Below are 21458 nucleotides of genomic sequence, written 5' to 3' on the forward strand. Positions count from 1 at the left end.
TGTGCAAATAAACTTTATGGAATAGCATGACAGCCCTTGCCGCCGGTGTAGCAGTTCAGTCCTACGTATAAGAACCTGGACTGCCGATCTCGCCGGGGCCCGCCATTCCGGTATTGGAGCCCTGTTCCAGGGTTGCGCTCCAGCCGGTTGCAACCCGTTTCCGACCATCACCGCCCCGACGAGACGTTGGTGAGCGCGGCGGCGTTCGGTGCAACGAGGAGACCGTCATGAACGATCAAACCGCAGTCCTTGCTCGCAACTGGCCGATTGCCGGTGGCGATGCAATCGCGCACCGTCCTTTCCACGTCTACACCCAGCGCGATCTTGATCGCATCGAGCCGTTGTCGCGGCGTTCCGAGGCCGAACGGTTCGAGATGCGGGTGGTGTCCACGGTACTTCCCTTTCGCGTGAATCAATATGTGGTCGACGAATTGATCGACTGGAGCAAGGTTCCGGACGACCCGATCTACCAGCTCACCTTTCCGCAGCGGGGGATGCTCACCGAGGCGCATTTCGAACGCATCGCGGCGCTGTACCGGCGCGGCGCCGACAAGGCGGAGATCGAGTCGGTGGCGAACGCGATCCGTCACGAACTGAATCCGCATCCTGCCGACCAGATGGAGATGAACATGCCGCGCGACGCGGCCGGCAACCGACTCGAGGGCATCCAGCACAAGTATCGGGAAACGGTACTGTTCTTCCCCAGCCAGGGACAGACCTGCCACAGTTATTGCACCTTCTGCTTCCGCTGGGCGCAGTTCGTCGGCGACAAGACGCTGCGTATCGCCGCGTCGGAAGCGCGCATGCTGCATGACTATCTGCAGAACCATACGGAAGTCACCGACCTGTTGTTTACCGGCGGCGACCCGATGGTGATGAAGACCCGCCATCTGCAGGGCTATCTCGAGCCACTTCTCGACCCCGCGTTCGACCATATCCAGACCATCCGGATCGGCACCAAGGCGCTCAGCTTCTGGCCGCACCGTTTTCTCGATGCCGAGGACGCGGACGAGCTTGTCCGACTCCTCGAACGGATGGTCAAGGCAGGCAAGCACGTCGCACTGATGGCGCACTACAATCACTGGTGCGAAATGGAGACACCGGCCGCGCGGGCGGCGATCCGCCGCATCCGCGAGACCGGCGCGGTGATCCGGGCCCAGGGTCCGCTGGTCGCGCACATCAATGACGATCCCGCGGTGTGGGCGAGGATGTGGAAGACCCAGGTCCAGCTCGGCATCGTTCCCTACTATTTCTTCGTCGAGCGCGACACCGGCGCCCGCAACTACTTCGAAGTGCCGCTGGCGCGCGCATGGAAGATCTATCGCGAGGCGATCCAGCAGGTATCCGGGCTCGGCCGCACCGCCCGCGGACCAAGCATGAGCGCGAGCCCGGGCAAGGTCGAGGTGCAGGGGGTGACCGAGGTTGCGGGCGAGAAGGTCTTTGTGTTGCGCTTCATTCAGGGGCGCAACCCCGATTGGGTGCAGCGCCCCTTCTTTGCGAAGTACGACGACAAAGCCACCTGGCTCCATCAGCTCAAACCCGCGTTCGGTGACAAAAAATGGTTCTGGGAGGATGAATACGCGGCGATCCGCGACGACAAGCTCGCTGCCGCAGCCTGATCGGGCTGCCGCTTCCGATGCGGGTCCGCTCCGGCGGGCCCGTTGCAGTTGACGCGGCGCCTGACAAGGGGTGATATGGACCCGGTAATCCGGTGGAGGCCGACATGCGTTTCGACAAGGGCAGGGAAAGCGACAACGTCGAAGACCGGCGCGGCCAGGGTCGCCAGGGTCTGGGTGGGCGTGGCCGGATCGGGATCGGAACCATCGTGCTGGCCCTGGTCGCGATGTATTTCGGGATCGACCCGAGCGTGGTGCTCGATAACGCCAGCGTCGGCCCGCCGCCTGCCGTCGTGGCCGAGGGTCAGGGGCTCGCGCGGTCGCCGGCGGAGGACGAACTCGCCCGCTTCGCATCGATGGTGCTGGCCGACACCGAGGATACCTGGGGGGGACTGTTCGAGAGCGCCGGACGGCGTTACCAGGAGCCGCGCCTGGTGTTATTCACCGGGGCGACGCGCAGTGCCTGCGGCGTGGGACAGGCGGAAATGGGCCCGTTCTACTGTCCGGCCGATGGCAAGGTCTATCTCGATCTGTCGTTCTTCAACGATCTGCGCAACCGGTTTCGCGCCCCGGGCGACTTTGCCCAGGCTTACGTGATCGCCCACGAGGTGGGTCATCACGTGCAGAACCTGCTCGGCATCGCCGCCAAGGTGGAGGAGGCGCGGCCGCGCTTGTCCGAAAGTGAGGTCCGGCTCATGTCGGTCAAGCTCGAGTTGCAGGCCGACTGCCTCGCCGGGGTGTGGGCGCATCACGCCGACCGGAGCCGGCAGGTGCTGGAGGTGGGGGACGTGGAGGAGGCGCTGGGCGCGGCCGCTGCGATCGGCGACGACCGTATCCAGAAGCAGACCCAAGGCTACGCTGTGCCCGACAGCTTCACCCACGGCACCGCGGCGCAGCGCGTGCACTGGTTTCAGATCGGCCTACAGCAGGGCACGCTGCTCGCGTGCGACACGTTCAGCGTCGCGGTGCGCTGACGGCGCACCCGCACGGTCTCAGGCGCTGGCCAGCCGGGAGAATGCGTCGACCACTTCGCGCGGCGCCTGCACCAGTTCGACCAGCACGCCTTCGCCGCCGATGGGGAATTCGTCGTTGCCTTTCGGGTGGAGGAAGGTAATGTCGAATCCCGCGGCGCCACGCCGGATGCCGCCCGGCGCAAAGCGCACGCCGTGTGCGCTCAGCCATTCCACCGCCTGCGGCAGATCGTCCACCCACAGGCCGACGTGATTGAGCGGGGTGGTGTGTACGGCCGGCTTCTTGTCGGCGTCGAGCGGCTGCATCAAGTCCACCTCGACCTTGAACGGACCGCTGCCCATCGCGCAGATGTCTTCGTCCACGTTTTCGCGTTCCGACACGAAATTGCCGGTGACCTCGAGGCCGAGCATGTCCACCCACAGCGTCCGCAGCTTTTCCTTGCTTGGGCCGCCGATGGCGATTTGCTGGATACCGAGGATCTTGAACGGACGCTGGGACATGAGGAAACTCCTGATCGACAAGTTGAATTAATAATACATAATTATAGAGAAGTTTGGGGTGGCCGGAATCGGTCGCGAGGTTCGGTAGATATCGATTTTCGGGGTGAGCCGAAACAGGGGGCGGAACCGGGGGCGGGGCGCGGGCCAGACGTTCGCGGCCTTCGGCTTCCCGGCGGGCGAGGCCCCAACGGGGCGGCGACGCAAACTCGCCCTGCGGGCTCAGACATGCGTCGCCTCGTTCCCCCCGTTGAGACCTCGCCCGCCGGCGCTCTCGACAGGCCCGCGCCCCGCCCCCGCTTCCGGCCGGGACGCGCGTGCGCAGATCGCCGTTCGACTTACTCCCAGCTGACCTGGCAGGAGAACAGGTAGCCGGCCCCGTATACCGTCTTGATCAGCTTCGGGTTCTGCGGATCGTCGTCGAGTTTGCGGCGCAGGCGGGAGATGCGCACGTCGATGCTGCGGTCGAAGGGATCGACGTCTCGTTCACCGAGCAGCTGCTCGCGCGACAGGATCTTGTTCGGACGGCGCAGCAAGGTGGTCAGCAGGCCGGCCTCGGCCGACGACAGGCTGGTTTCGGTGCCGTCGGCGGTGATCAGGGTGTGCTGGTTGCTGTCGAAGCGCCAGCCGGCGAAGCTGGCGATGCTTCGTTCCGCCGGTTCTGCCGGCGCGGCGCGCTGGTAGCGGCGCAGGATGGAACGCACCCGGGCGACCAGCTCGCGCGGCTCGAAGGGCTTGACGATGTAGTCGTCGGCGCCGAGCTCGAGGCCGAGCACGCGATCGGTGACGTCGTTGCGGCCGGTCAGGATCAGTACCGCGCAGGGGCTGCCTTCCTGCAGCTCGCGCACGACCTGCATGCCATCCATGTCCGGCAGGCCGAGGTCGACGATGCACAAGTCGGGCACGGTCTGCTGGGCCCGGGTCAGCAACTGACGCCCGGTCGACAGGTGCTCGCAGCGGAACCCGTATTCCGCAAGGCTGGCGCAGATCAGGCGGGCAATCTCGGGTTCGTCTTCGAGCACGAAAATCTTCGGGGTTCCGGTCTCGGGGCTGAGGCTGGGCATGTCAGCGGGTCTCCTCGGGCGAATCGAGTTCGTTCAGGGCGGCGGCAAGCGCGACCTGATCGAAGGGCTTGCGCAGTACGGGGATGTCGGCTGCGGCGGGATCGTTCTCCGACTCCGCGCTCGCGTAGCCGGTAATCAGCAGGATGGGCAGCTCGGGGCGCAGCATGCGCGCCCGTGCCGCCAGTTCGCGTCCGCCGATGCCGCCGGGCATCACGGTATCACTGACCAGCAGCGCGATGTCCGCGATGTTCTCCAGCAGGGGCAGCGCCTCCATGCCGTTCTCGGCCTCGATCACGATATGGCCGAGAGCGGTGAGCTGCAGCCGGATCACCTTGCGCACCTCGGGTTCGTCCTCCACCAGCAGCACCGGCCCCTGGTTGAGACGGGGCGAGGTGGCGGTGCGTTCGACCTGAACCGCCGCGACCGCCTCCGGTGGCTGCGCCCGCGGCAGGACGAAGCGCACGTTGGTGCCCTTGCCGGGCGAACTGACCACCCGGATGTTGCCGCCCGACTGGCGCACGAAGCCATAGACCATCGACAGCCCGAGGCCGCTGCCGCTGCCGAACGGTTTGGTGGTGAAAAAGGGCTCGAACACCCGCTGCAGCAGATCCTCTTCGATGCCGGTCCCGGTGTCGGTGACGTCGATCTGCACATACTGGCCGGCGGGCACCTGAACCAGGCGGGCGACGTAGTCGTCGAGTTCGCGCTCGGATACGGCGATGGTGAGCTCGCCGCCGTCCGGCATCGCGTCGCGAGCATTGAGCGCGAGGTTGAGCAGGGCGTTCTCGAGCTGATGCGGGTCGACCAGGGCAAACAGCGCTTCGCCGGGCATCCGCAGGCGCACCTTGATCGTTTCGGTCAGCGAGCGCACCAGCAGGTGCGACATGTTGTGCACCAGCACGCCGACCTCGACGCTGGTCGGCTCCAGCGGCTGGCGGCGCGAGTAGGTCAGCAGACGGCGGATCAGCTCGGCGCCGCGGCGCGCGGCCTGCAGTGCCGGGTCGACATGCTCGGCGCCCACCCCGCCGCCGAGCTGGCCCTGCAATGCGGACAGATTGCCGATGATGATGGTGAGCAGGTTGTTGAAGTCATGGGCGAGGCCGCCGGTGAGCTGACCCACCGCCTCCATCTTCTGGGCCTGGATCAGGGCCGCCTGGTTGGCCTTCTGTTCGGTGATGTCGATCGACAGCACGAAGTAGCCCTGGAAGCCCCCCTCCACCGACACGTCCGGCACCACCACGCTGCGCGCATGCACGGTGCGCCCTTCGGCGTTCCTGCGCGCATATTCGTAGCTGACGCGCTCGCCGTTGGTGGCTTCCTCGAGATAGGGCGTCACCGCCGCATAGGCTTCGGGGCCGAACACCTCCTCGATGCTGCGGCCGACGATGTTCTCCTTGGTCAGCCCGAACCACTCGGCGTAGCTGCGATTGGCAAAACGGTAGCGCTGGCCGGCGTCGACGTGGGCGATCAGGGCGGGGATGGCGTCGAGGATCAGGCGCAGCCGTTCTTCGGACAGGCGCAGGGCGCCGGCAATCTGGTCGATCTCGCGATTGGCCTGTTCGAGGCGTGCGTTGGCCTGCTCCAGTTCGGCGGTCCGTTCGCGCACCCGCGCTTCGAGCTGGGCGTTCTGCTGCTGGATGACCGCCTCGTAGCGCCGTTGCTCGGTGATGTCGGTCCACAGCGACACGAAACCGAGATTGGGAATCGGCACGCCGCGAATCGCCAGCACCTTGCCGTTGGGCCGCGCGCGTTCGATGTAGTGGGGCTGGAAGGCGCGCGCCGACGCCACCCGCTCGAGTACCAGCGCGTCGATGTCGCCCGGGCCGTATTCACCGCGCTCGGCGTTGAAGCGCACGAAATCCTCGAAGGGCGTGCCGACCCGGACCATGGACTCGGGAAAGTCGAGCAGGCGCAGCATGGCCTTGTTCCAGGTCACCAGCTTGGGGGTGGCGTCGAACACGGCAATGGCCTGGTCGAGCAGGTCGAGTCCGGCGAGCAGCAGGTCGTAGCGCCGCCGCTGTTCCGGGGTCAGGGAGGATTCGGCGGGTTGCGCCATGGACAGGCTGTCTCCGGTGTGCGGGTGCGTTGTTGTGGAGGAATGGTGCCATGGTTCGGTGTCGGCTGAAATTCCGGCGCACGTCCACTCCCACCCGGTAGTGTGCCCGATGTTGACGTTAACGTTAACCCGTTCGGTGCCCGACTGGCGCGTTGCGCCGGTCGGAGCCCGATCGGGACGCCCGTCCCGTGGCCCCTTACCGTCCCGTGGGGGTGTCTCCGCTGTCCGCTGCGGTGCCCGCGAGGCGGTTGCGGTAGCGTTCGGGCGACATCCCCGACCATGCGACGAAGGCCCGGTAGAAGGCCGAGGGATCCGCGTAGCCGAGGTCGGCCGCGAGCAAGGCGATCGGCTGCCGGGTCTTGGTCAGGCGGGCGAATGCGATGTCGCGCCGGGTGGCATCCTTGATCGCACGGAAACCCGATCCCTCCTCTTCCAGGCGCCGGGCCAGGGTGCGCGGCGACACGTGCAGGCGCGAGGCGACCTCGTCGAGCGCGAGACTGTCGGGCAGTGCGGCGCGCAGCAGATCACGCACCCGGAACACCATCTCGCGGTCGCGGCGGTAGAGCATGGTGATCTTGCCTGGCGCGCCCTCGAGAAAGGTGCCGAGTGCGGCTTCGTCGCGGCGCAGCGGCAGGTCGAGAAGGTTGGCCTGGAACTGCGCGTGCAGGGCGTCGGCGTCGAACACCGAGTGCTCGGTATAGACCAACGCGTAGTCGTCGGCATGGGGCGGGCGCGGGTAGGGAAAACGCACGGCGTCGAGCGCCAGGCCGCGGCCGACGAACCAGCATGCCACGCCGTGGATCAGGCGCAGCAGCCATTCGAGCGCGAATACCCGGCCGGGGTCGTCGCGGGCGGTGGCCAGCGGCGTGGTTTCGGCAATGGTCAGCACGGCGCGTTGGCCGTCGCGGCGGATCTCGACCGCAAGGTCGGGGAGCACGATACGCAGAAAGCGACTCGCCCGCGACAGGGCGTCCGCCAGCGTCTGGGCGCCGAGCATGCCGCGGCACAGGAACTCGAACGAGCCCGGCGGCATCTTCTGCGAAAACAGGCCAAAGCCTTCGTCGCCGAGTTCGGCGACGGTCAGGTTGTACAGCCGGGCGTAGCGATCCACCGCGATCCGGCTGGCGGCGTCTGCAAGGTCGATGCCGGCGGCGGCGAGCAGTGGCGCCGGATCGCGCCCTTGCTGGCGCAGGCCGGACAGCATGCCGGTGACGAAGCCCATGGCAACGGTGGCTCTGATCCTGGCGGTGTGGCGTGCAGGCAATGGATTCGGCGGTGACTCGAGCATCGGAGTAGGCTGCTTGCAGGCATCTCTTTCGTTTGGCGGATTTTGCACGATAGCCGTCGTCAACGGCAATGGCAATCACGCGCGCGGGCTTCTACCATGCCAGCAACAGAGTCAATAACCTCGCGGGAGACCGATATGACCGATTTGAGCGTGGCCCACAAGCTGGCGCCCTACAAGCCGAAGAACAAGGTGCGCTTCGTGACCGCGGCGGCGCTGTTCGACGGCCACGACGCATCGATCAACATCATGCGCCGCATCCTGCAGTCGACCGGCGCCGAGGTGATCCACCTCGGCCACAACCGCTCGGTGGGCGAGATCGTCAATGCGGCCTTGCAGGAGGATGTGCAGGGCATCGCCATCACCAGCTATCAGGGCGGCCATGTCGAGTTCTTCAAGTACATGATCGACCTGCTGCGCGCCAACGGTGGCGAGAACATCAAGGTGTTCGGCGGCGGCGGCGGGGTGATCGTGCCGTCCGAAATCCGCGAACTGCACGACTACGGCGTGACCCACGTGTTCTCGCCCGAAGACGGCGCCAAGTTCGGTCTGCAGGGCATGATCAACAGCGTGGTCGAGCGTTCCGACTACGACCTGACCGACGCTGCGCCGAAGAAGGCCGACGCGGTGCTCAAGGCCCTGGCCGGCGGCGACCGCCGCGCATTGGCGCGCATCATCACCGCGCTCGAGAACGGCGGTTATGGAGACGAGGTCAGGAAGGCGCTGATCGACGCCGCGGCGAAGAAGAAGGTGCCGACCCTGGGCATCACCGGCACCGGCGGCGCCGGCAAGTCGTCGCTCACCGACGAACTGGTGCGTCGCTTCCGTCTCGACCAGGACGACAGGATCAAGCTCGCGATCGTCTCCATCGACCCCTCGCGCAAGCGCACCGGCGGCGCGCTGCTGGGCGACCGCATCCGGATGAACGCGATCGAGCACGAGAACATCTTCATGCGTTCGCTCGCCACCCGCGACACCGGCTCCGAGGTCTCCGCCGCGCTGCCCGAGGTGATCGCCGCGTGCAAGCTCGCCGGCTTCGACCTGGTCATCGTCGAAACCTCGGGCATCGGCCAGGGCAACGCCGCGATCGTGCCCTTCGTCGACCTGTCGCTGTACGTGATGACGCCCGAGTTCGGCGCCGCCAGCCAGCTCGAGAAGATCGACATGCTCGACTTCGCCGACTTCGTCGCGATCAACAAGTTCGACCGCAAGGGCTCCGAGGACGCGCTGCGCGACGTGCGCAAGCAGTACCAGCGCAACCGCGAGCTGTTCACCACCCCGACCGAGGCGATGCCGGTGTTCGGCACCATGGCCGCGCGCTTCAACGACGACGGGGTGACCGCGCTGTACCAGGCGATCTTTCCCGCATTGCTGGAAAAAGGCTTGAAGCCCTCATCTGGCAAAAATCCCGGCAAGCTGCCGCAGGTGACGACCAAGGCTTCGAGCCAGGGGCGCGCGATCGTTCCCGCCGAGCGCATCCGTTACCTGGCCGAAATCGCCGAGACCGTGCGCGGTTACCACAAGCACATCGACCAACAGGCCCGCGTTGCGCGCGAGCGCCAGTCGCTGAAGATCGCCAAGGGCCTGTTCGAGCAGTGTGGCAAACCGGCCGCCCACTTCGACGAACTGATCGACTGGAAGGACGGCGAGCTGACCCCGGCGGCAAAGAAGCTGCTCGAGCAGTGGCCGACCACCCGCGCGCTGTATGCCGCCGACGAATACGTGGTGAAGATCCGCGACAAGGAGATCCGCACCCAGCTCACCAGTCAGTCGCTGTCCGGCAGCAAGATCCGCAAGGTGGCCCTGCCGGCGTTCGAGGACGAGGGCGAGACGCTCAAGTTCCTGATGAAGGAGAACGTGCCCGGCTCCTTCCCCTTCACCGCCGGCGTGTTTGCGTTCAAGCGCGAGGGCGAAGACCCCACCCGGATGTTCGCCGGAGAGGGCGATGCCTTCCGCACCAACCGCCGCTTCAAGCGCGTGTCCGAAGGCATGCCGGCGCATCGCCTGTCGACCGCCTTCGATTCGGTCACGCTCTACGGCTGCGACCCGGATCTGCGCCCCGACATCTACGGCAAGATCGGCAACTCCGGCGTGTCGATCGCCACACTGGACGACATGAAGGTGCTGTACGACGGTTTCGACCTGTGCGCGCCGACCACCTCGGTGTCGATGACGATCAACGGCCCGGCGCCGATCATCCTCGCGTTCTACTTCAACACCGCGCTCGACCAGCAGATCGCCAAGTTCAAGGCCGACAACGGCCGTGAGCCGACCGCGGACGAATACGACAAGATCCGCGCGTGGACGTTGTCGACGGTGCGGGGCACGGTGCAGGCCGACATCCTGAAGGAAGACCAGGGCCAGAACACCTGCATCTTCTCCACCGAGTTCGCGCTGAAGATGATGGGCGACATCCAGGAGTACTTCGTGCACCACCAGGTGCAGAACTTCTACTCGGTGTCGATCTCCGGCTATCACATCGCCGAGGCCGGGGCGAACCCGATCAGCCAGCTCGCATTCACGCTGTCGAACGGCTTCACCTATGTCGAGAGCTACCTCGCGCGCGGCATGCAGATCGACGACTTCGCCCCCAACCTGTCCTTCTTCTTCAGCAACGGCATGGACCCGGAATACTCGGTCATTGGCCGCGTCGCCCGCCGCATCTGGGCGGTGGCGATGAAGAACAAGTACGGCGCCAACGAGCGCAGCCAGAAGCTCAAGTACCACGTACAGACCTCGGGCCGTTCGCTGCACGCGCAGGAGATGGACTTCAACGACATCCGCACCACGCTGCAGGCGCTGATCGCGATCTACGACAACTGCAACAGCCTGCACACCAACGCCTACGACGAGGCGATCACCACCCCGACCGAAGAGTCCGTGCGCCGGGCGATGGCGATCCAGCTCATCATCAACCGCGAATGGGGCCTGGCCAAGAACGAGAACCCCAACCAGGGCGCCTTCATCATCGACGAGCTCACCGACCTGGTCGAAGAGGCGGTGCTCAAGGAGTTCGAGGCCATCTCCAGCCGCGGCGGCGTGCTCGGCGCGATGGAAACCGGCTACCAGCGCGGCAAGATCCAGGAGGAGTCGCTGTACTACGAGCACAAGAAGCACGACGGCTCCTACCCGATCATCGGCGTCAACACCTTCCTCAACCCCAAGGGCCAGGCGCAACAGGAGATCGAACTGGCGCGCTCGACCGAAGAGGAAAAGCAGGGCCAGCTCACCCGGCTGCACGACTTCCAGACCCGCAACAAGGCCGAAGCGGCGAAGTGGCAGGCCAGGCTGCAACAGACCGTGATCGACAACGGCAACGTGTTCGCGGTGCTGGTCGATGCGGTACGTCACTGCTCGCTGGGGCAGATCACCGAGGCCCTGTACAAGGTGGGCGGGCAGTACCGGCGCAGCATGTAGGACGCGGTGGGGTCTCGAGGACGACAGAAATGGCGCTGCGGCGCCATTTCTGCTTTTTTTGCCGGGCCGAGAACGAGTTCCTGGTGTCGGGATCCGTGGCGGGCTACATTCGCGCGCCGGCCTGATCTCGCGCCCCCCGCTTCTCCGTGGGGCCGGATTGGAGGTGGGCTTTCGTTGCCGCGTTGTCGCCGATCGATCCAGAGACCCCTGTCAGATGATGCAGATCTACCGCAAGCCACCACAGACCCTCCCGCTGGAAAGCGCCTTTTTCCGCCTGCCGGGGGCGTTGCTGATGATCCTCGACGAGGACTGGATCATCCAGATGATGAGCGAGTCGTGGCGCGAGGTGTTGGGCTTCGGACAGGAGGATCTGCGCTGGCGGCGATTCACCGGGCTGATGCACGAGGCCGATTGCCATGATGTGGCCGACCGCCTGGGGCGCATCGGCGCGGGGCTGGCGACGGTGCGTTTTTCCTGTCGCTGCCGCAAGGCCGATGGCCGCTTCGTGGGCTTGGCGTGGAGTGTCAGTCATGATCCCGACCACGGCTTGTTCTATGCATCGGCGCACGAAACCGGGGTCAATCTCGGGGATAGTGAGGCACGGTTGCCCGAGGTGTTCCTCGATGGCCTGACCGGCTTGCCCAACCGTGGGCTGTTTGTCGATCGGGTTGGCCATGCGATGCAGCGTTCGCACCGGCGCAAGGACATGCATTTTGCGGTGATCTACTGCGGGGTGGACCGCTTCAGCGTCATCAACCACAGCCTGGGAAACCGCATCGGCGATATGTTGCTCGTTGAAATCGCCAATCTGTTGCGCCGCACCACCCGGCCGACCGACATGGTGGTCCGGCTGGGCGGAGACGAGTTCGGCATCCTGCTCGAAGACATCCGCGACGAGACCTCGCCGGTCCGCGTGATCAAGCGCATCCAGGAAGTGTGCGTGCTGCCTTTCCTGCTGCGCGAACACGAGGTGTTCTCCAGTCTGTCGGCAGGCGTCACGCTGGGCGGCGAGTACCACGACGCCGACATGATGCTGCGCGATGCCAATATGGCGATGCACCGGGCCAAGGGGCAGGGCGGCGGCAGTTACGTGTTGTTCGATCGCGGCATGCACCAGGAAACGCTGCGCCGGCTCGATCTCGAGCTGGATCTGCGGCGGGCGGTGGACAAGGGCCAGTTCGAGGCCTACTACCAGCCCATCGTCCGCCTGGCCGACCGGCGTCTGATCGGGTTCGAGGCGCTGGTGCGCTGGAACCATCCCGAGCGCGGGCTGATCCCGCCCGCCGATTTCATCCCACTGGCCGAAGAGAGCGGCCTGATCGTCCATATCGGACGCTGGATGCTGCGCGAGGCGTGCGCCCAGATGCGGCGCTGGCAGCTGGCGTTTCCGCGCCGGCCGGCACTCACGGTCAGCGTCAATCTTTCATCCCGCCAGCTCGTGCACCCCGATCTGTTGCCTGAGATCCGGCGCACGCTGCGCGAAACCGGTCTGTCGGCCCGCCACCTGAAGCTGGAAATTACCGAGAGCGCGATGATGGAGGATGCGGTGCGCGCCATCGAGTTGCTTGAGACGATCAAGCGTACCCGACTCAAGCTGATGCTCGACGACTTCGGCACCGGCTATTCCTCGCTGTCCCACCTGCATCGGCTGCCGATCGACGCATTGAAGGTGGATCGCTCCTTCATCATGCACATGCACGAGCGTGCCGACGATCGCAGCTTTGTCGAGACCATCGTCAACCTCGCCCACAAGCTCGGCCGCCAGGTGGTCTGCGAAGGGGTGGAACTGCCCGAGCAGGAAGCGCTGCTGCGCCAGCTCGGCGTCGAGTTTGCCCAGGGTTACCTGTACTCGCGGCCGGTCAACGCGGCGCAGGCCGAGATGCTGATTGTCGACGACCTCGCCACCGTTGCGGCGCGGCGCTGACTCCGGGGGCCGGCGCCCCGGGTCTGCCGGCTGGTCAGTGTGCCGCCCGACGACGTCTTGGCATGGCGGCGATCAAGCCCAGTCCGGCCAGCAGCATGCTCAGGCTTGCCGGTTCGGCGACGGTCAACATGAGCGCGTAACCGCCGTCCTGCACTGCGTAGCTCAGCGGGGTGTTGACGTAGGGCTCGCCATTGCAGCCCGGGCCGGTGTAGGCCGCCAGTCCGCAGATCACTTCCGAGATCAGCATGGCGTCGGGGACGACGGTCTGGTTGTGGACCCCAAGGGTCATCGTCACGTCGTTGCGGGTGCTGAAATCGCGGCCGTCCGCGCTGAAGAAATAACCGGGGCGCAGGGAGCCCTGAATGGCGCTTGCCTTCACGGTGACCAGCCCGGTGGCATCGATCCCGCCGTCGAAAATCCCCAGGCGGGCAACGAGGGTGCCGTTGTCGGCGCCGTAGTTTGCGGTTGCGGTGCCGAAGTCGAACGCGGCGTCGGCGTAGATGTCGATCGTGCCCGCGGTGAAGCGCAGCGCAGCCGGATCCACAAAGCTCCCGAAGCCGAAGGCGGAATAGGTGACGGTGAGATCGTGGACGCCGAGCGCGCCAAAGCCGTCGGGCTGGACTGCCCGATAGGCGCCATATTCGACGAAGTCGAAGGCGAAGGGCGAGCTCGGGCTGGGCAGGATCCGGACGAAGCCGACGCCGGAGACATCGATACTCGACACGGCGCTGGCGCCGTTCACACCAGTTCCCTCGGTGTTGAGCTGCCACCCCGGGGTGGCCTGTGCAAGGTGGGGGAAAGCTGCCAGCGCCAGCGCGCCGATCCACTTGCCGCTGCCGCATTTTCTTGTGCGATCGAGCATGTCGCTTCTCCTCCAACAGGTTGATTGAACGGGTCGCTCGCCGTGGCACCCGGAAGGAACTATTCAGTGTAGTCGAGTGGCATATTCTTCCGGATTGTAGCCCCCATGCCCCGTCATGGCGAGAACAACGCTTCGATCGGCGGCGGTAGGGCGGACGCGCGCTTCGATCCGGGCGATCTTCACAATTCGCTACATTGCGCAAACAGTTGCGCAAACATGCCCGGCGAAACTGATGCCTGACAAGAACCGGCGCCTCGGCGCGTCGCATCCGGGCAGGCGAGGGCGTTCGGCTCACCGGGTGAGGAGACAGGCAGGATCAACAGAAGGAGGATGGGGCATGTCCGATATTCACGGGCAGTCGGTGCTCGACACGTTTCCGCGGCTGCTGATGCAGCACGCCAGGCAAAGACCCGAGCGGCCGGCGATGCGCGAAAAGGCCTACGGCATCTGGCAGACCTACAGCTGGGCTGAGGTGGCAAAGAGTGTGCGAGCCATTGCCTGCGGGCTGGCCGAACTCGGATTCAAGCGCGGCGACCGGCTGGCGATCATCGGTGACAACCGGCCCCGCTTGTATTGGTCGGTTGCCGCGTGTCAGTGCCTGGGCGGGATTCCGGTCATGCTGTACCAGGATGCGGTCGCGCAGGAGATGACCTATGTGCTGCAGGATGCCGAGATCCGCTTTGCAGTGGTCGAGGATCAGGAGCAGGTCGACAAGATGCTCGAAATCCTGCCCGAGGTGCCGCTGCTCGAACACGTGATCTACGACGATCCGCGCGGCATGCGGCACTACAGCCAGACCCTGCTGATGGGGCTCGACGAGCTCCACGAAATGGGACTCGTCCATGACCGCAATCAGGCCGATTTCCTCGATGGCGAGATTGCCAAGGGGGCATCGGACGACATTTCGGTGATGCTGTACACCTCGGGGACGACGGGCAAGCCCAAGGGCGTGTGCCAGACCCATGGAGCCTTCATCGCGGCGGCCACGGGCGGCGTGCAGTTCGATCGTCTGACCGACCGCGAGGACATCCTCTCCTATCTGCCGATGGCCTGGGTCGGTGACCACCTCTTCTCTTTTGCCCAGGCGATGGTGGCGGGGTTCACGATCAACTGTCCGGAGTCGGGCGATACGGTGATGACCGATCTGCGCGAGATCGGTCCCACCTACTATTTCGCACCGCCGCGGGTGTTCGAGAATCTGCTGACCCAGGTAATGATCCGCATGGAAGATGCCGGCGCCTTCAAGCGCAGGATCTTTCATCATTTCATGGACGTCGCCCGGCGCTGCGGGGCCGAGATCCTCGACGGCAAGGCGGTGTCCGGCGGCGACCGGCTGCAGTACTGGCTGGGCAATCTGCTGGTGTTCGGACCGCTGAAGAACGTGCTCGGCATGAGCCGCATCCGCGTGGCCTACACCGCCGGCGCCGCGATCGGACCCGACCTGTTCCGCTTCTACCGTTCGATCGGTGTGAACCTGAAGCAGCTCTACGGCCAGACCGAAACCTGTGCCTACGTCTGCCTGCAGCCCGACGGCGAGATCAAGCTCGACTCGGTGGGCAAGCCCGCGCCCTTCGTCGAGGTCAAGCTCGCCGACAACGGCGAGATCCTGGTCAAGGGGCCGATGCTGCTCAAGGCCTATTACAAGCGTCCGGATGCCACCGCCGAATCGATCAACGCCGATGGTTACTTCATGACCGGCGATGCCGGCTTCTTCGACCAGGACGGCCACCTCAAGATCATCGACCGGGCCAAGGACGTGGGCAAGCTCAACGACGGCTCGATGTTCGCGCCCAACTACATCGAGAACAAGCTCAAGTTCTTCCAGCACATCAAGGAAGCGGTGAGTTTCGGCAACGGCCGCGACTTCGTCACCGCCTTCATCAACATCGATCTCGAGGCGGTCGGCAACTGGGCCGAGCGCAAGGGCATGGCCTACGCCGGCTACGCCGATCTCGCATCGCAGTCGGCGGTGTATGAACTGATCAAGGACGGGATCGAGAAGGTCAATGCCGATCTCGCCGCCGACCCGAAGATGAGCGGCTCACAGATCAAGCGCTTCCTGATCCTGCACAAGGAACTCGATGCCGACGATGGCGAGCTGACCCGCACCCGCAAGGTGCGGCGCAACTTCGTCGCCGAGCGCTATCAGGTGCTGATCGACGGGCTGTACGAAGGACGCAAGAGTCAGTTCATCGAGACCCAGGTGAAATACGAAGACGGTCGCACGGGCAAGATCAGTGCCGACCTGCGGATCGAGGAGGTCAGAACCTTCGCCCCGCAGGCCGCGAAACGGGCTGCATAAGGAGACCCCGATGATGATGATGAATGAAATGCCCCAGACCGCCGGCCTCCAGGAAAGCGGTCGCCACATCGGCGAAGTGATCCTCGATCTGCAGAACATCTCGTTGCGCTTTGGCGGCGTCAATGCGCTGACCGACATAAGCTTCAATGTCCGGGAGCACGAGATCCGCGCGATCATCGGCCCCAACGGTGCCGGCAAGAGTTCGATGCTGAACGTGATGAACGGCGTCTATCACCCCCAGGAGGGCACCATCCTGTTCCGCGGCGAACCCCGCCACAAGATGGACCCGCACATGGCGGCGGCGCAGGGCATCGCGCGCACCTTCCAGAACATCGCGCTGTTCAAGGGCATGACCGTCCTCGACAACATCATGACCGGGCGCAACCTGAAGATGACCACCAACATCTTCCAGCACGCCCTGTTCTGGGGGGCGGCGCAGCGCGAAGAGATCGAACACCGCAAGAAAGTCGAAGAGGTGATCGACTTTCTCGAGATCCAGAGCATCCGCAAGACCCCGGTCGGGCGTCTCCCCTACGGCCTGCAGAAGCGGGTCGAACTCGCCCGTGCGCTCGCCGCCGAGCCGACTCTGCTGCTGCTCGACGAGCCGATGGCAGGCATGAACGTCGAGGAAAAGCAGGACATGTGCCGCTTCATCCTCGACGTGAACGACCAGTTCGGCACCACCATCGTACTGATCGAGCACGACATGGGCGTGGTGATGGACATCTCCGACCGCGTCGTCGTGCTCGACTACGGCAAGAAGATCGGCGACGGCACCCCCGACGAAGTGAAGAACAACCCGGATGTGATCGCCGCCTACCTCGGCGCGGCCCACTGAACCCGCCGGTAAGGACAAGGAGACAACGATGGGTTTCTTTTTCGAAGTGCTGATCGGCGGCCTGTTGTCGGGCGTGCTCTACGCCCTGGTCGCCCTGGGTTTCGTGCTGATCTACAAGGCTTCGGGCGTGTTCAACTTCGCCCAGGGGGCGATGGTGTTCTTTGCCGCGCTGACCTTCGTCGGCTTCCAGGAGGTGCTGCCGGGCTGGACCGGGCTGGAGTCCGGCAGCACCGCGGTGTTCTGGATGGCGTTCGTGCTCGCGCTGGCGTCGATGGTGGTGCTGGGCATCGTGACCGAGAAAGTGGTGTTGCGACCGCTGGTCAACCAGCCCCACATCACCCTGTTCATGGCCACGATCGGCCTCACCTTCCTGATCGAAGGCATCGCCCAGGCGATCTGGGGGGCCAACGTGCGCGGGCTGGATCTCGGCATCGACGACGCGCCGATCGAGTGGATCATGGAAAGTGCCGACATGATCGTGTCCAAGTTCGACGTGTTCGCCGCGACCCTGGCCGGCATTCTGGTGGCCTCGCTCGCGCTCTTCTTCCAATACACCAAGGTCGGCCGCGCCCTGCGCGCGGTGGCGGACGATCACCAAGCGGCGCTGTCGATCGGGATTCCGCTGCAGCACATCTGGGCGATCGTATGGTCGGTCGCCGGTTTCGTGGCGCTGGTTGCGGGTCTGATCTGGGGCGCGCGCAGCGGCGTCCAGTTCGCGCTCACCTTCACCGCGCTGAAGGCGTTGCCGGTGCTGATCCTGGGCGGGTTTACCTCGGTGCCGGGGGCCATCGTCGGCGGGCTGATCATCGGCGCATCCGAGAAGCTGGCCGAGGTCTATCTCGGCCCCTTCGTCGGTGGCGGCATCGAGGGCTGGTTCCCGTACATGCTGGCGCTGCTCTTCCTGCTGGTGCGGCCCGAGGGCCTGTTCGGCGAAAAACACATCGATCGGGTCTGACCAATCGACGCGTTTTCGGCGCAGCCAAAAGTACATCGATCGCGTGCAAGTACCGCTTGCAACGACAAGGATAACGGAGACAACAGATGCTCTATCGTGAAGCAGGCCAGTTCAAGGCCAGTTACCAGGAAGATCAGCAGATCTTTCCGATCCGGCAGGACCGGATCGGGATGGCGGTGATCCTCGCCATCGTCTTTCTCGCGGTGCCGCTGCTCGCCAGCGAGTACTGGCTGCAGGCGATCCTCACCCCGGTGTTGATCTTCTCGCTCGCCGCGATCGGTCTCAACATTCTCACCGGCTATGCGGGCCAGCTCTCGCTCGGCTCGGCCGCGTTCATGGCGGTCGGCGCGTTCGGTGCCTACAATTTCATGCTGCGCATCGACGGCATGCCCTTCCTCGTAGGCATCGTGCTCGGCGGTGCATGTGCCGCGCTGGTCGGGGTGGCCTTCGGTCTGCCATCGCTGCGCATCAAGGGCTTCTATCTCGCAGTGGCGACGCTGGCGGCACAGTTCTTCATCGTCTGGGCGCTGGTCAAGTTTCCCTGGTTCTCCAACTATTCCAGTTCCGGGGTGATCTCCGCGCAGCAGGTCGAGATCCTCGGCTTCGTGTTCAATACCCCGGTGTCGAAATATCTGCTGACGCTGGCGGTCGTCGTGGTGCTGGCGCTGGTGGCGAAGAATCTGGTGCGCAGCACGACCGGGCGACGCTGGATGGCGGTGCGCGACATGGATGTGGCCGCGGAGGTGATCGGCATCCGTCCGATGCGGGCCAAGCTGTCGGCGTTCGCGGTATCGTCCTTCTACTGCGGCGTGGCCGGGGCCCTCTATGCCTACACCTATCTCGGCACGGTCGAACCGGAAGGCTTCAACCTCGATCTGTCGTTCAAGATCCTGTTCATGATCATCATCGGCGGGGTGGGGTCCATACTCGGCTCCTTCCTGGGGGCCGCATTCATCGTGTTGCTGCCGATCTTCCTCAACGTGGCCATGCACACCGTATTCGGCAATTCGATGCCGGCGGGGCTGGGCTCCAATCTCGAACTGATCATCTTCGGCGGACTGATCATCTTTTTCCTGATCGTCGAGCCGCACGGGCTGGCCCGTCTATGGACGCTGGCCAAGGACAAGCTGCGCTTGTGGCCCTTCCCCCATTAACCCTTGATCGAGCATCAGGCGGGCACTCCGCTGCCCGCCGGTTTCAAAGCAGTAAGACGCAGTACCACACACAAAGAGAGGAGACACTCATGAAGCTGAAGCAAACCGCTCTAATCGGCGCCGCCATCGCGGGCCTGCTGGCCTCGGGTTATGCCGCTGCGCAGGAGCAGTTCATCGGTCTTGCGAGCTATCGCGTCGGGCCTTATGGCTCCAACGGCGCATCGCTCTATGGCGGCTGGATCGACTACATGGCGATGGTCAACGCCCGTGACGGCGGTATCAACGGCGTCAAGCTGACCTGGGAAGAGTGCGAGACCGAATACAACAATGCTCGCGGTGTCGAATGCTACGAGCGCCTGAAGGGCAAGGGGCCGACCGGCAATACCGTGTTCCAGCCGCTGTCGACCGGCATCACCTACTCGGTGCTGGAGAAGGTCGCGCAGGACAAGATTCCGCTGGTCACCATCGGCTACGGGCGCACCGACGCAGCGGATGGCCGCGTGTTCCCGTGGGTGTTCCCGATGATCACCACCTACTGGTCGCAGGCGTCGGCGATCGTGAACTACATCGGCCAGAAGTCCGGCGGCATGGACAAGCTCAAGGGCAAGAAGATCGGCCTGCTGTATCACGATTCCGCCTATGGCAAGGAGTCGCATGCGATTCTCGACAAGCTCGCCGAGAAGCACGGCTTCGAGGTGCAGAAGATTGCCGTCGCTCACCCCGGCAACGAGCAGCAGGCGCAGTGGCTGCAAGTCCGCCAGGCCAAGCCCGACTATGTGATCCTGTGGGGCTGGGGGGTGATGAACGCCACCGCCCTGCGCACCGCGGCCAAGACCGGCTATTCCCGCGACAAGATCATCGGCGTGTGGTGGTCGGGGTCGGAAGAGGACACGATTCCGGCCGGTGATGCCGCCAAGGGTTATGTGGCCGCCGGATTCAATGTTGCCGGCGCCAACTATCCGGTGATCAAGGACATCCAGACCAACGTCTATGCCAAGAACAACGGCAACCTGGAAGACAAGGCCCGGGTCGGCAGCGTGCTCTACAACCGCGGTGTGGTGCACGGCATCATCACCGTGGAGGCAATCCGCAAGGCGCAGGAGAAGTATGGCAAGGGCAAGTCGATGACCGGCGAGCAGGTGCGCTGGGGCTTCGAGAACCTCGACCTCGACGAGAAGCGTCTGGCCGCGTTGGGAGCGGCGGGATTCATGCCCGATCTGAAGATCAGCTGCACCGATCACGAAGGCTCGGGCAAGGTCAAGTTCCAGCAGTGGGATGGCTCCAGCTGGAAGGCCGTGAGCGACTGGATCGAAGCCGACAAGGCGCTGGTACGCGGCATGATCGAAGAGTCTGCGGCGGCTTACGCCAAGGAAAAGGGCATCACCCCGCGCGACTGCTCCAAGGAAATGTAAGTCGCAGCCGGACCCGGACGGCAGTACGCGTCCGGGTGCAATCAAATGCCGGCGGCCTCCGGGTCGTCGGCGCAGGCTCCCCGCGCAAGCGGGGGTCTGCGGAGTGCTTGCGGCGCTTGTTTTCAAACGCCCGCGAACACCCCGCAGACCCTCAGCCGGCAAAAGCCGGGGAGGTGGGACGGAGAAACGAGGCGAGAACCATGACCAGTACAGCCACCGCGAACGCCGCCGCCAGCGCGGCGCCCTACCTCAGCATCAACAACGTCGAGGTGATCTACGATCACGTCATTCTCGTGCTCAAGGGCGTGTCCCTGCAGGTCGCGAAGGGCAGCATCGTTGCCCTGCTCGGCGCCAACGGCGCGGGAAAGTCCACCACGCTGAAGTCGATTTCGAACCTGCTCGGTGCCGAGCGCGGCGACGTGACCAAGGGCAACATCGAATTCAAGGGCCAGCGCATCGACCAGATGACGCCGAACGATCTGGTCCGGCGCGGCGTGATCCAGGTGATGGAAGGGCGGCATTGCTTCGGCCACCTGACCATCGAGGAGAACCTGCTGACCGGCGCCTACACCCGCAGCATTTCGCGCAGCGAGCTCAGGGACAGCCTCGAGAAGGTCTATCACTACTTTCCACGCCTCAAGACGCGCCGTACTTCGCAGGCGGGCTACACCTCCGGTGGCGAGCAGCAGATGTGTGCGATCGGACGCGCCTTGATGGCCAAGCCCGAGATGATCCTGCTCGACGAGCCGTCGATGGGCCTGGCGCCGCAGATCGTCGAGGAGATCTTCGAGATCGTGAAGGATCTGAACACCAAGGAGCAGGTCAGCTTCCTGCTCGCCGAACAGAACACCATGGTGGCGCTGCGCTACGCCGACTTCGGCTACATCATGGAGAACGGTCGCATCGTCATGGAGGGCGCGGCCAGCGAGCTGGCCACCAACGAGGATGTGAAGGAGTTCTACCTCGGCCTCGCCGGCGAGGGCCGCAAGAGCTTCCGCGAGGTCAAGCACTATCGCCGGCGCAAGCGCTGGCTGAGCTGAGCGCAGGACAATGGCGCCGTCGCACCCGCTGCGGCGTCCCGGCGCGCTTGGGTGCCAAGCGCAG

At 64.8% G+C, this 21458-nt stretch carries 15 protein-coding genes; 10 read left to right on the forward strand and 5 right to left on the reverse strand.

Annotated elements, in window-relative coordinates:
- Window positions 1-227 precede the first annotated feature (227 nt).
- Together AC3A35_RS23415 and ypfJ are read left to right on the forward strand one after the other, a co-directional pair.
- Window positions 228-1619: a KamA family radical SAM protein gene (locus AC3A35_RS23415; protein ID WP_487438903.1), complete on the forward strand. Its 1392-nt coding sequence runs from the start codon at window positions 228-230 to the stop codon at window positions 1617-1619.
- A gap of 104 nt (window positions 1620-1723) precedes the next feature.
- The gene (gene ypfJ, locus AC3A35_RS23420) at window positions 1724-2590 is read left to right on the forward strand and encodes a KPN_02809 family neutral zinc metallopeptidase (protein ID WP_487438904.1); all 867 of its coding nucleotides are present in this window, start codon (window positions 1724-1726) and stop codon (window positions 2588-2590) included.
- Between the two features lie 18 nt (window positions 2591-2608).
- Here ypfJ and AC3A35_RS23425 read toward each other — a convergent pair whose 3' ends face one another.
- From AC3A35_RS23425 to AC3A35_RS23440, 4 genes are all read right to left on the reverse strand, one after another.
- Window positions 2609-3088, reverse strand: coding sequence for a VOC family protein (locus tag AC3A35_RS23425; protein WP_487438905.1), 480 nt, complete (start codon window positions 3086-3088; stop codon window positions 2609-2611).
- 335 nt (window positions 3089-3423) lie between these two features.
- Window positions 3424-4149: a response regulator transcription factor gene (locus tag AC3A35_RS23430; RefSeq protein ID WP_487438907.1), complete on the reverse strand. Its 726-nt coding sequence runs from the start codon at window positions 4147-4149 to the stop codon at window positions 3424-3426.
- A gap of 1 nt (window position 4150) precedes the next feature.
- Complete coding sequence (locus AC3A35_RS23435) at window positions 4151-6205, reverse strand: PAS-domain containing protein (protein WP_487438909.1); 2055 nt, start codon at window positions 6203-6205, stop codon at window positions 4151-4153.
- A 196-nt stretch (window positions 6206-6401) separates the two neighbouring features.
- Entirely contained in the window at window positions 6402-7427 is a 1026-nt protein-coding gene (locus AC3A35_RS23440; RefSeq protein WP_487438957.1) for an AraC family transcriptional regulator, read from the reverse strand.
- 201 nt (window positions 7428-7628) lie between these two features.
- Between AC3A35_RS23440 and icmF the strand changes: the two genes are divergently transcribed.
- Both icmF and AC3A35_RS23450 read left to right on the forward strand, forming a co-directional pair.
- Window positions 7629-10907: a fused isobutyryl-CoA mutase/GTPase IcmF gene (icmF, locus tag AC3A35_RS23445; protein WP_487438911.1), complete on the forward strand. Its 3279-nt coding sequence runs from the start codon at window positions 7629-7631 to the stop codon at window positions 10905-10907.
- Window positions 10908-11121: 214 nt separating this feature from the next.
- Window positions 11122-12831, forward strand: coding sequence for a putative bifunctional diguanylate cyclase/phosphodiesterase (locus tag AC3A35_RS23450; RefSeq protein ID WP_487438913.1), 1710 nt, complete (start codon window positions 11122-11124; stop codon window positions 12829-12831).
- 34 nt (window positions 12832-12865) lie between these two features.
- Here AC3A35_RS23450 and AC3A35_RS23455 read toward each other — a convergent pair whose 3' ends face one another.
- Window positions 12866-13693 carry a hypothetical protein gene (locus AC3A35_RS23455; RefSeq protein ID WP_487438915.1) on the reverse strand — a complete coding sequence of 276 codons (828 nt, stop codon included), beginning with the start codon at window positions 13691-13693 and terminating at the stop codon, window positions 12866-12868.
- Between the two features lie 337 nt (window positions 13694-14030).
- On the opposite strand from AC3A35_RS23455, the gene AC3A35_RS23460 reads away from it, so the two are divergent.
- The 6 genes from AC3A35_RS23460 to AC3A35_RS23485 all read left to right on the forward strand — a co-directional run bounded on the left by AC3A35_RS23460 (window position 14031) and on the right by AC3A35_RS23485 (window position 21394).
- Window positions 14031-15995 carry an AMP-dependent synthetase/ligase gene (locus AC3A35_RS23460; RefSeq protein ID WP_487438917.1) on the forward strand — a complete coding sequence of 655 codons (1965 nt, stop codon included), beginning with the start codon at window positions 14031-14033 and terminating at the stop codon, window positions 15993-15995.
- Window positions 15996-16008: 13 nt separating this feature from the next.
- The gene (locus AC3A35_RS23465) at window positions 16009-16833 is read left to right on the forward strand and encodes an ABC transporter ATP-binding protein (RefSeq protein WP_487438958.1); all 825 of its coding nucleotides are present in this window, start codon (window positions 16009-16011) and stop codon (window positions 16831-16833) included.
- Window positions 16834-16861: 28 nt separating this feature from the next.
- On the forward strand, window positions 16862-17788 hold the full coding sequence (locus AC3A35_RS23470) for a branched-chain amino acid ABC transporter permease (RefSeq protein WP_487438918.1): 927 nt from the start codon (window positions 16862-16864) through the stop codon (window positions 17786-17788).
- Window positions 17789-17874: 86 nt separating this feature from the next.
- Window positions 17875-18942, forward strand: coding sequence for a branched-chain amino acid ABC transporter permease (locus AC3A35_RS23475; RefSeq protein ID WP_487438919.1), 1068 nt, complete (start codon window positions 17875-17877; stop codon window positions 18940-18942).
- A gap of 89 nt (window positions 18943-19031) precedes the next feature.
- On the forward strand, window positions 19032-20354 hold the full coding sequence (locus AC3A35_RS23480; RefSeq protein WP_487438920.1) for an ABC transporter substrate-binding protein: 1323 nt from the start codon (window positions 19032-19034) through the stop codon (window positions 20352-20354).
- Between the two features lie 200 nt (window positions 20355-20554).
- Window positions 20555-21394, forward strand: a complete 840-nt coding sequence (locus AC3A35_RS23485; protein ID WP_487438922.1) for an ABC transporter ATP-binding protein — start codon at window positions 20555-20557, stop codon at window positions 21392-21394.
- The last annotated feature ends 64 nt before the right edge of the window (window positions 21395-21458 follow it).

The organism is Azoarcus sp. Soil_N_20, assembly GCF_057656155.1.

Bases quoted from the DNA above. Each gene is read 5' to 3' on its own strand.
- AC3A35_RS23415 (WP_487438903.1), top strand. From the start codon at position 228: ATGAACGATCAAACCGCAGTCCTTGCTCGCAACTGGCCGATTGCCGGT.
- ypfJ (WP_487438904.1), top strand. From the start codon at position 1,724: ATGCGTTTCGACAAGGGCAGGGAAAGCGACAACGTCGAAGACCGGCGC.
- AC3A35_RS23425 (WP_487438905.1), bottom strand. From the start codon at position 3,088: ATGTCCCAGCGTCCGTTCAAGATCCTCGGTATCCAGCAAATCGCCATC.
- AC3A35_RS23430 (WP_487438907.1), bottom strand. From the start codon at position 4,149: ATGCCCAGCCTCAGCCCCGAGACCGGAACCCCGAAGATTTTCGTGCTC.
- AC3A35_RS23435 (WP_487438909.1), bottom strand. From the start codon at position 6,205: ATGGCGCAACCCGCCGAATCCTCCCTGACCCCGGAACAGCGGCGGCGC.
- AC3A35_RS23440 (WP_487438957.1), bottom strand. From the start codon at position 7,427: ATGGGCTTCGTCACCGGCATGCTGTCCGGCCTGCGCCAGCAAGGGCGC.
- icmF (WP_487438911.1), top strand. From the start codon at position 7,629: ATGACCGATTTGAGCGTGGCCCACAAGCTGGCGCCCTACAAGCCGAAG.
- AC3A35_RS23450 (WP_487438913.1), top strand. From the start codon at position 11,122: ATGATGCAGATCTACCGCAAGCCACCACAGACCCTCCCGCTGGAAAGC.
- AC3A35_RS23455 (WP_487438915.1), bottom strand. From the start codon at position 13,693: ATGCTCGATCGCACAAGAAAATGCGGCAGCGGCAAGTGGATCGGCGCG.
- AC3A35_RS23460 (WP_487438917.1), top strand. From the start codon at position 14,031: ATGTCCGATATTCACGGGCAGTCGGTGCTCGACACGTTTCCGCGGCTG.
- AC3A35_RS23465 (WP_487438958.1), top strand. From the start codon at position 16,009: ATGATGATGAATGAAATGCCCCAGACCGCCGGCCTCCAGGAAAGCGGT.
- AC3A35_RS23470 (WP_487438918.1), top strand. From the start codon at position 16,862: ATGGGTTTCTTTTTCGAAGTGCTGATCGGCGGCCTGTTGTCGGGCGTG.
- AC3A35_RS23475 (WP_487438919.1), top strand. From the start codon at position 17,875: ATGCTCTATCGTGAAGCAGGCCAGTTCAAGGCCAGTTACCAGGAAGAT.
- AC3A35_RS23480 (WP_487438920.1), top strand. From the start codon at position 19,032: ATGAAGCTGAAGCAAACCGCTCTAATCGGCGCCGCCATCGCGGGCCTG.
- AC3A35_RS23485 (WP_487438922.1), top strand. From the start codon at position 20,555: ATGACCAGTACAGCCACCGCGAACGCCGCCGCCAGCGCGGCGCCCTAC.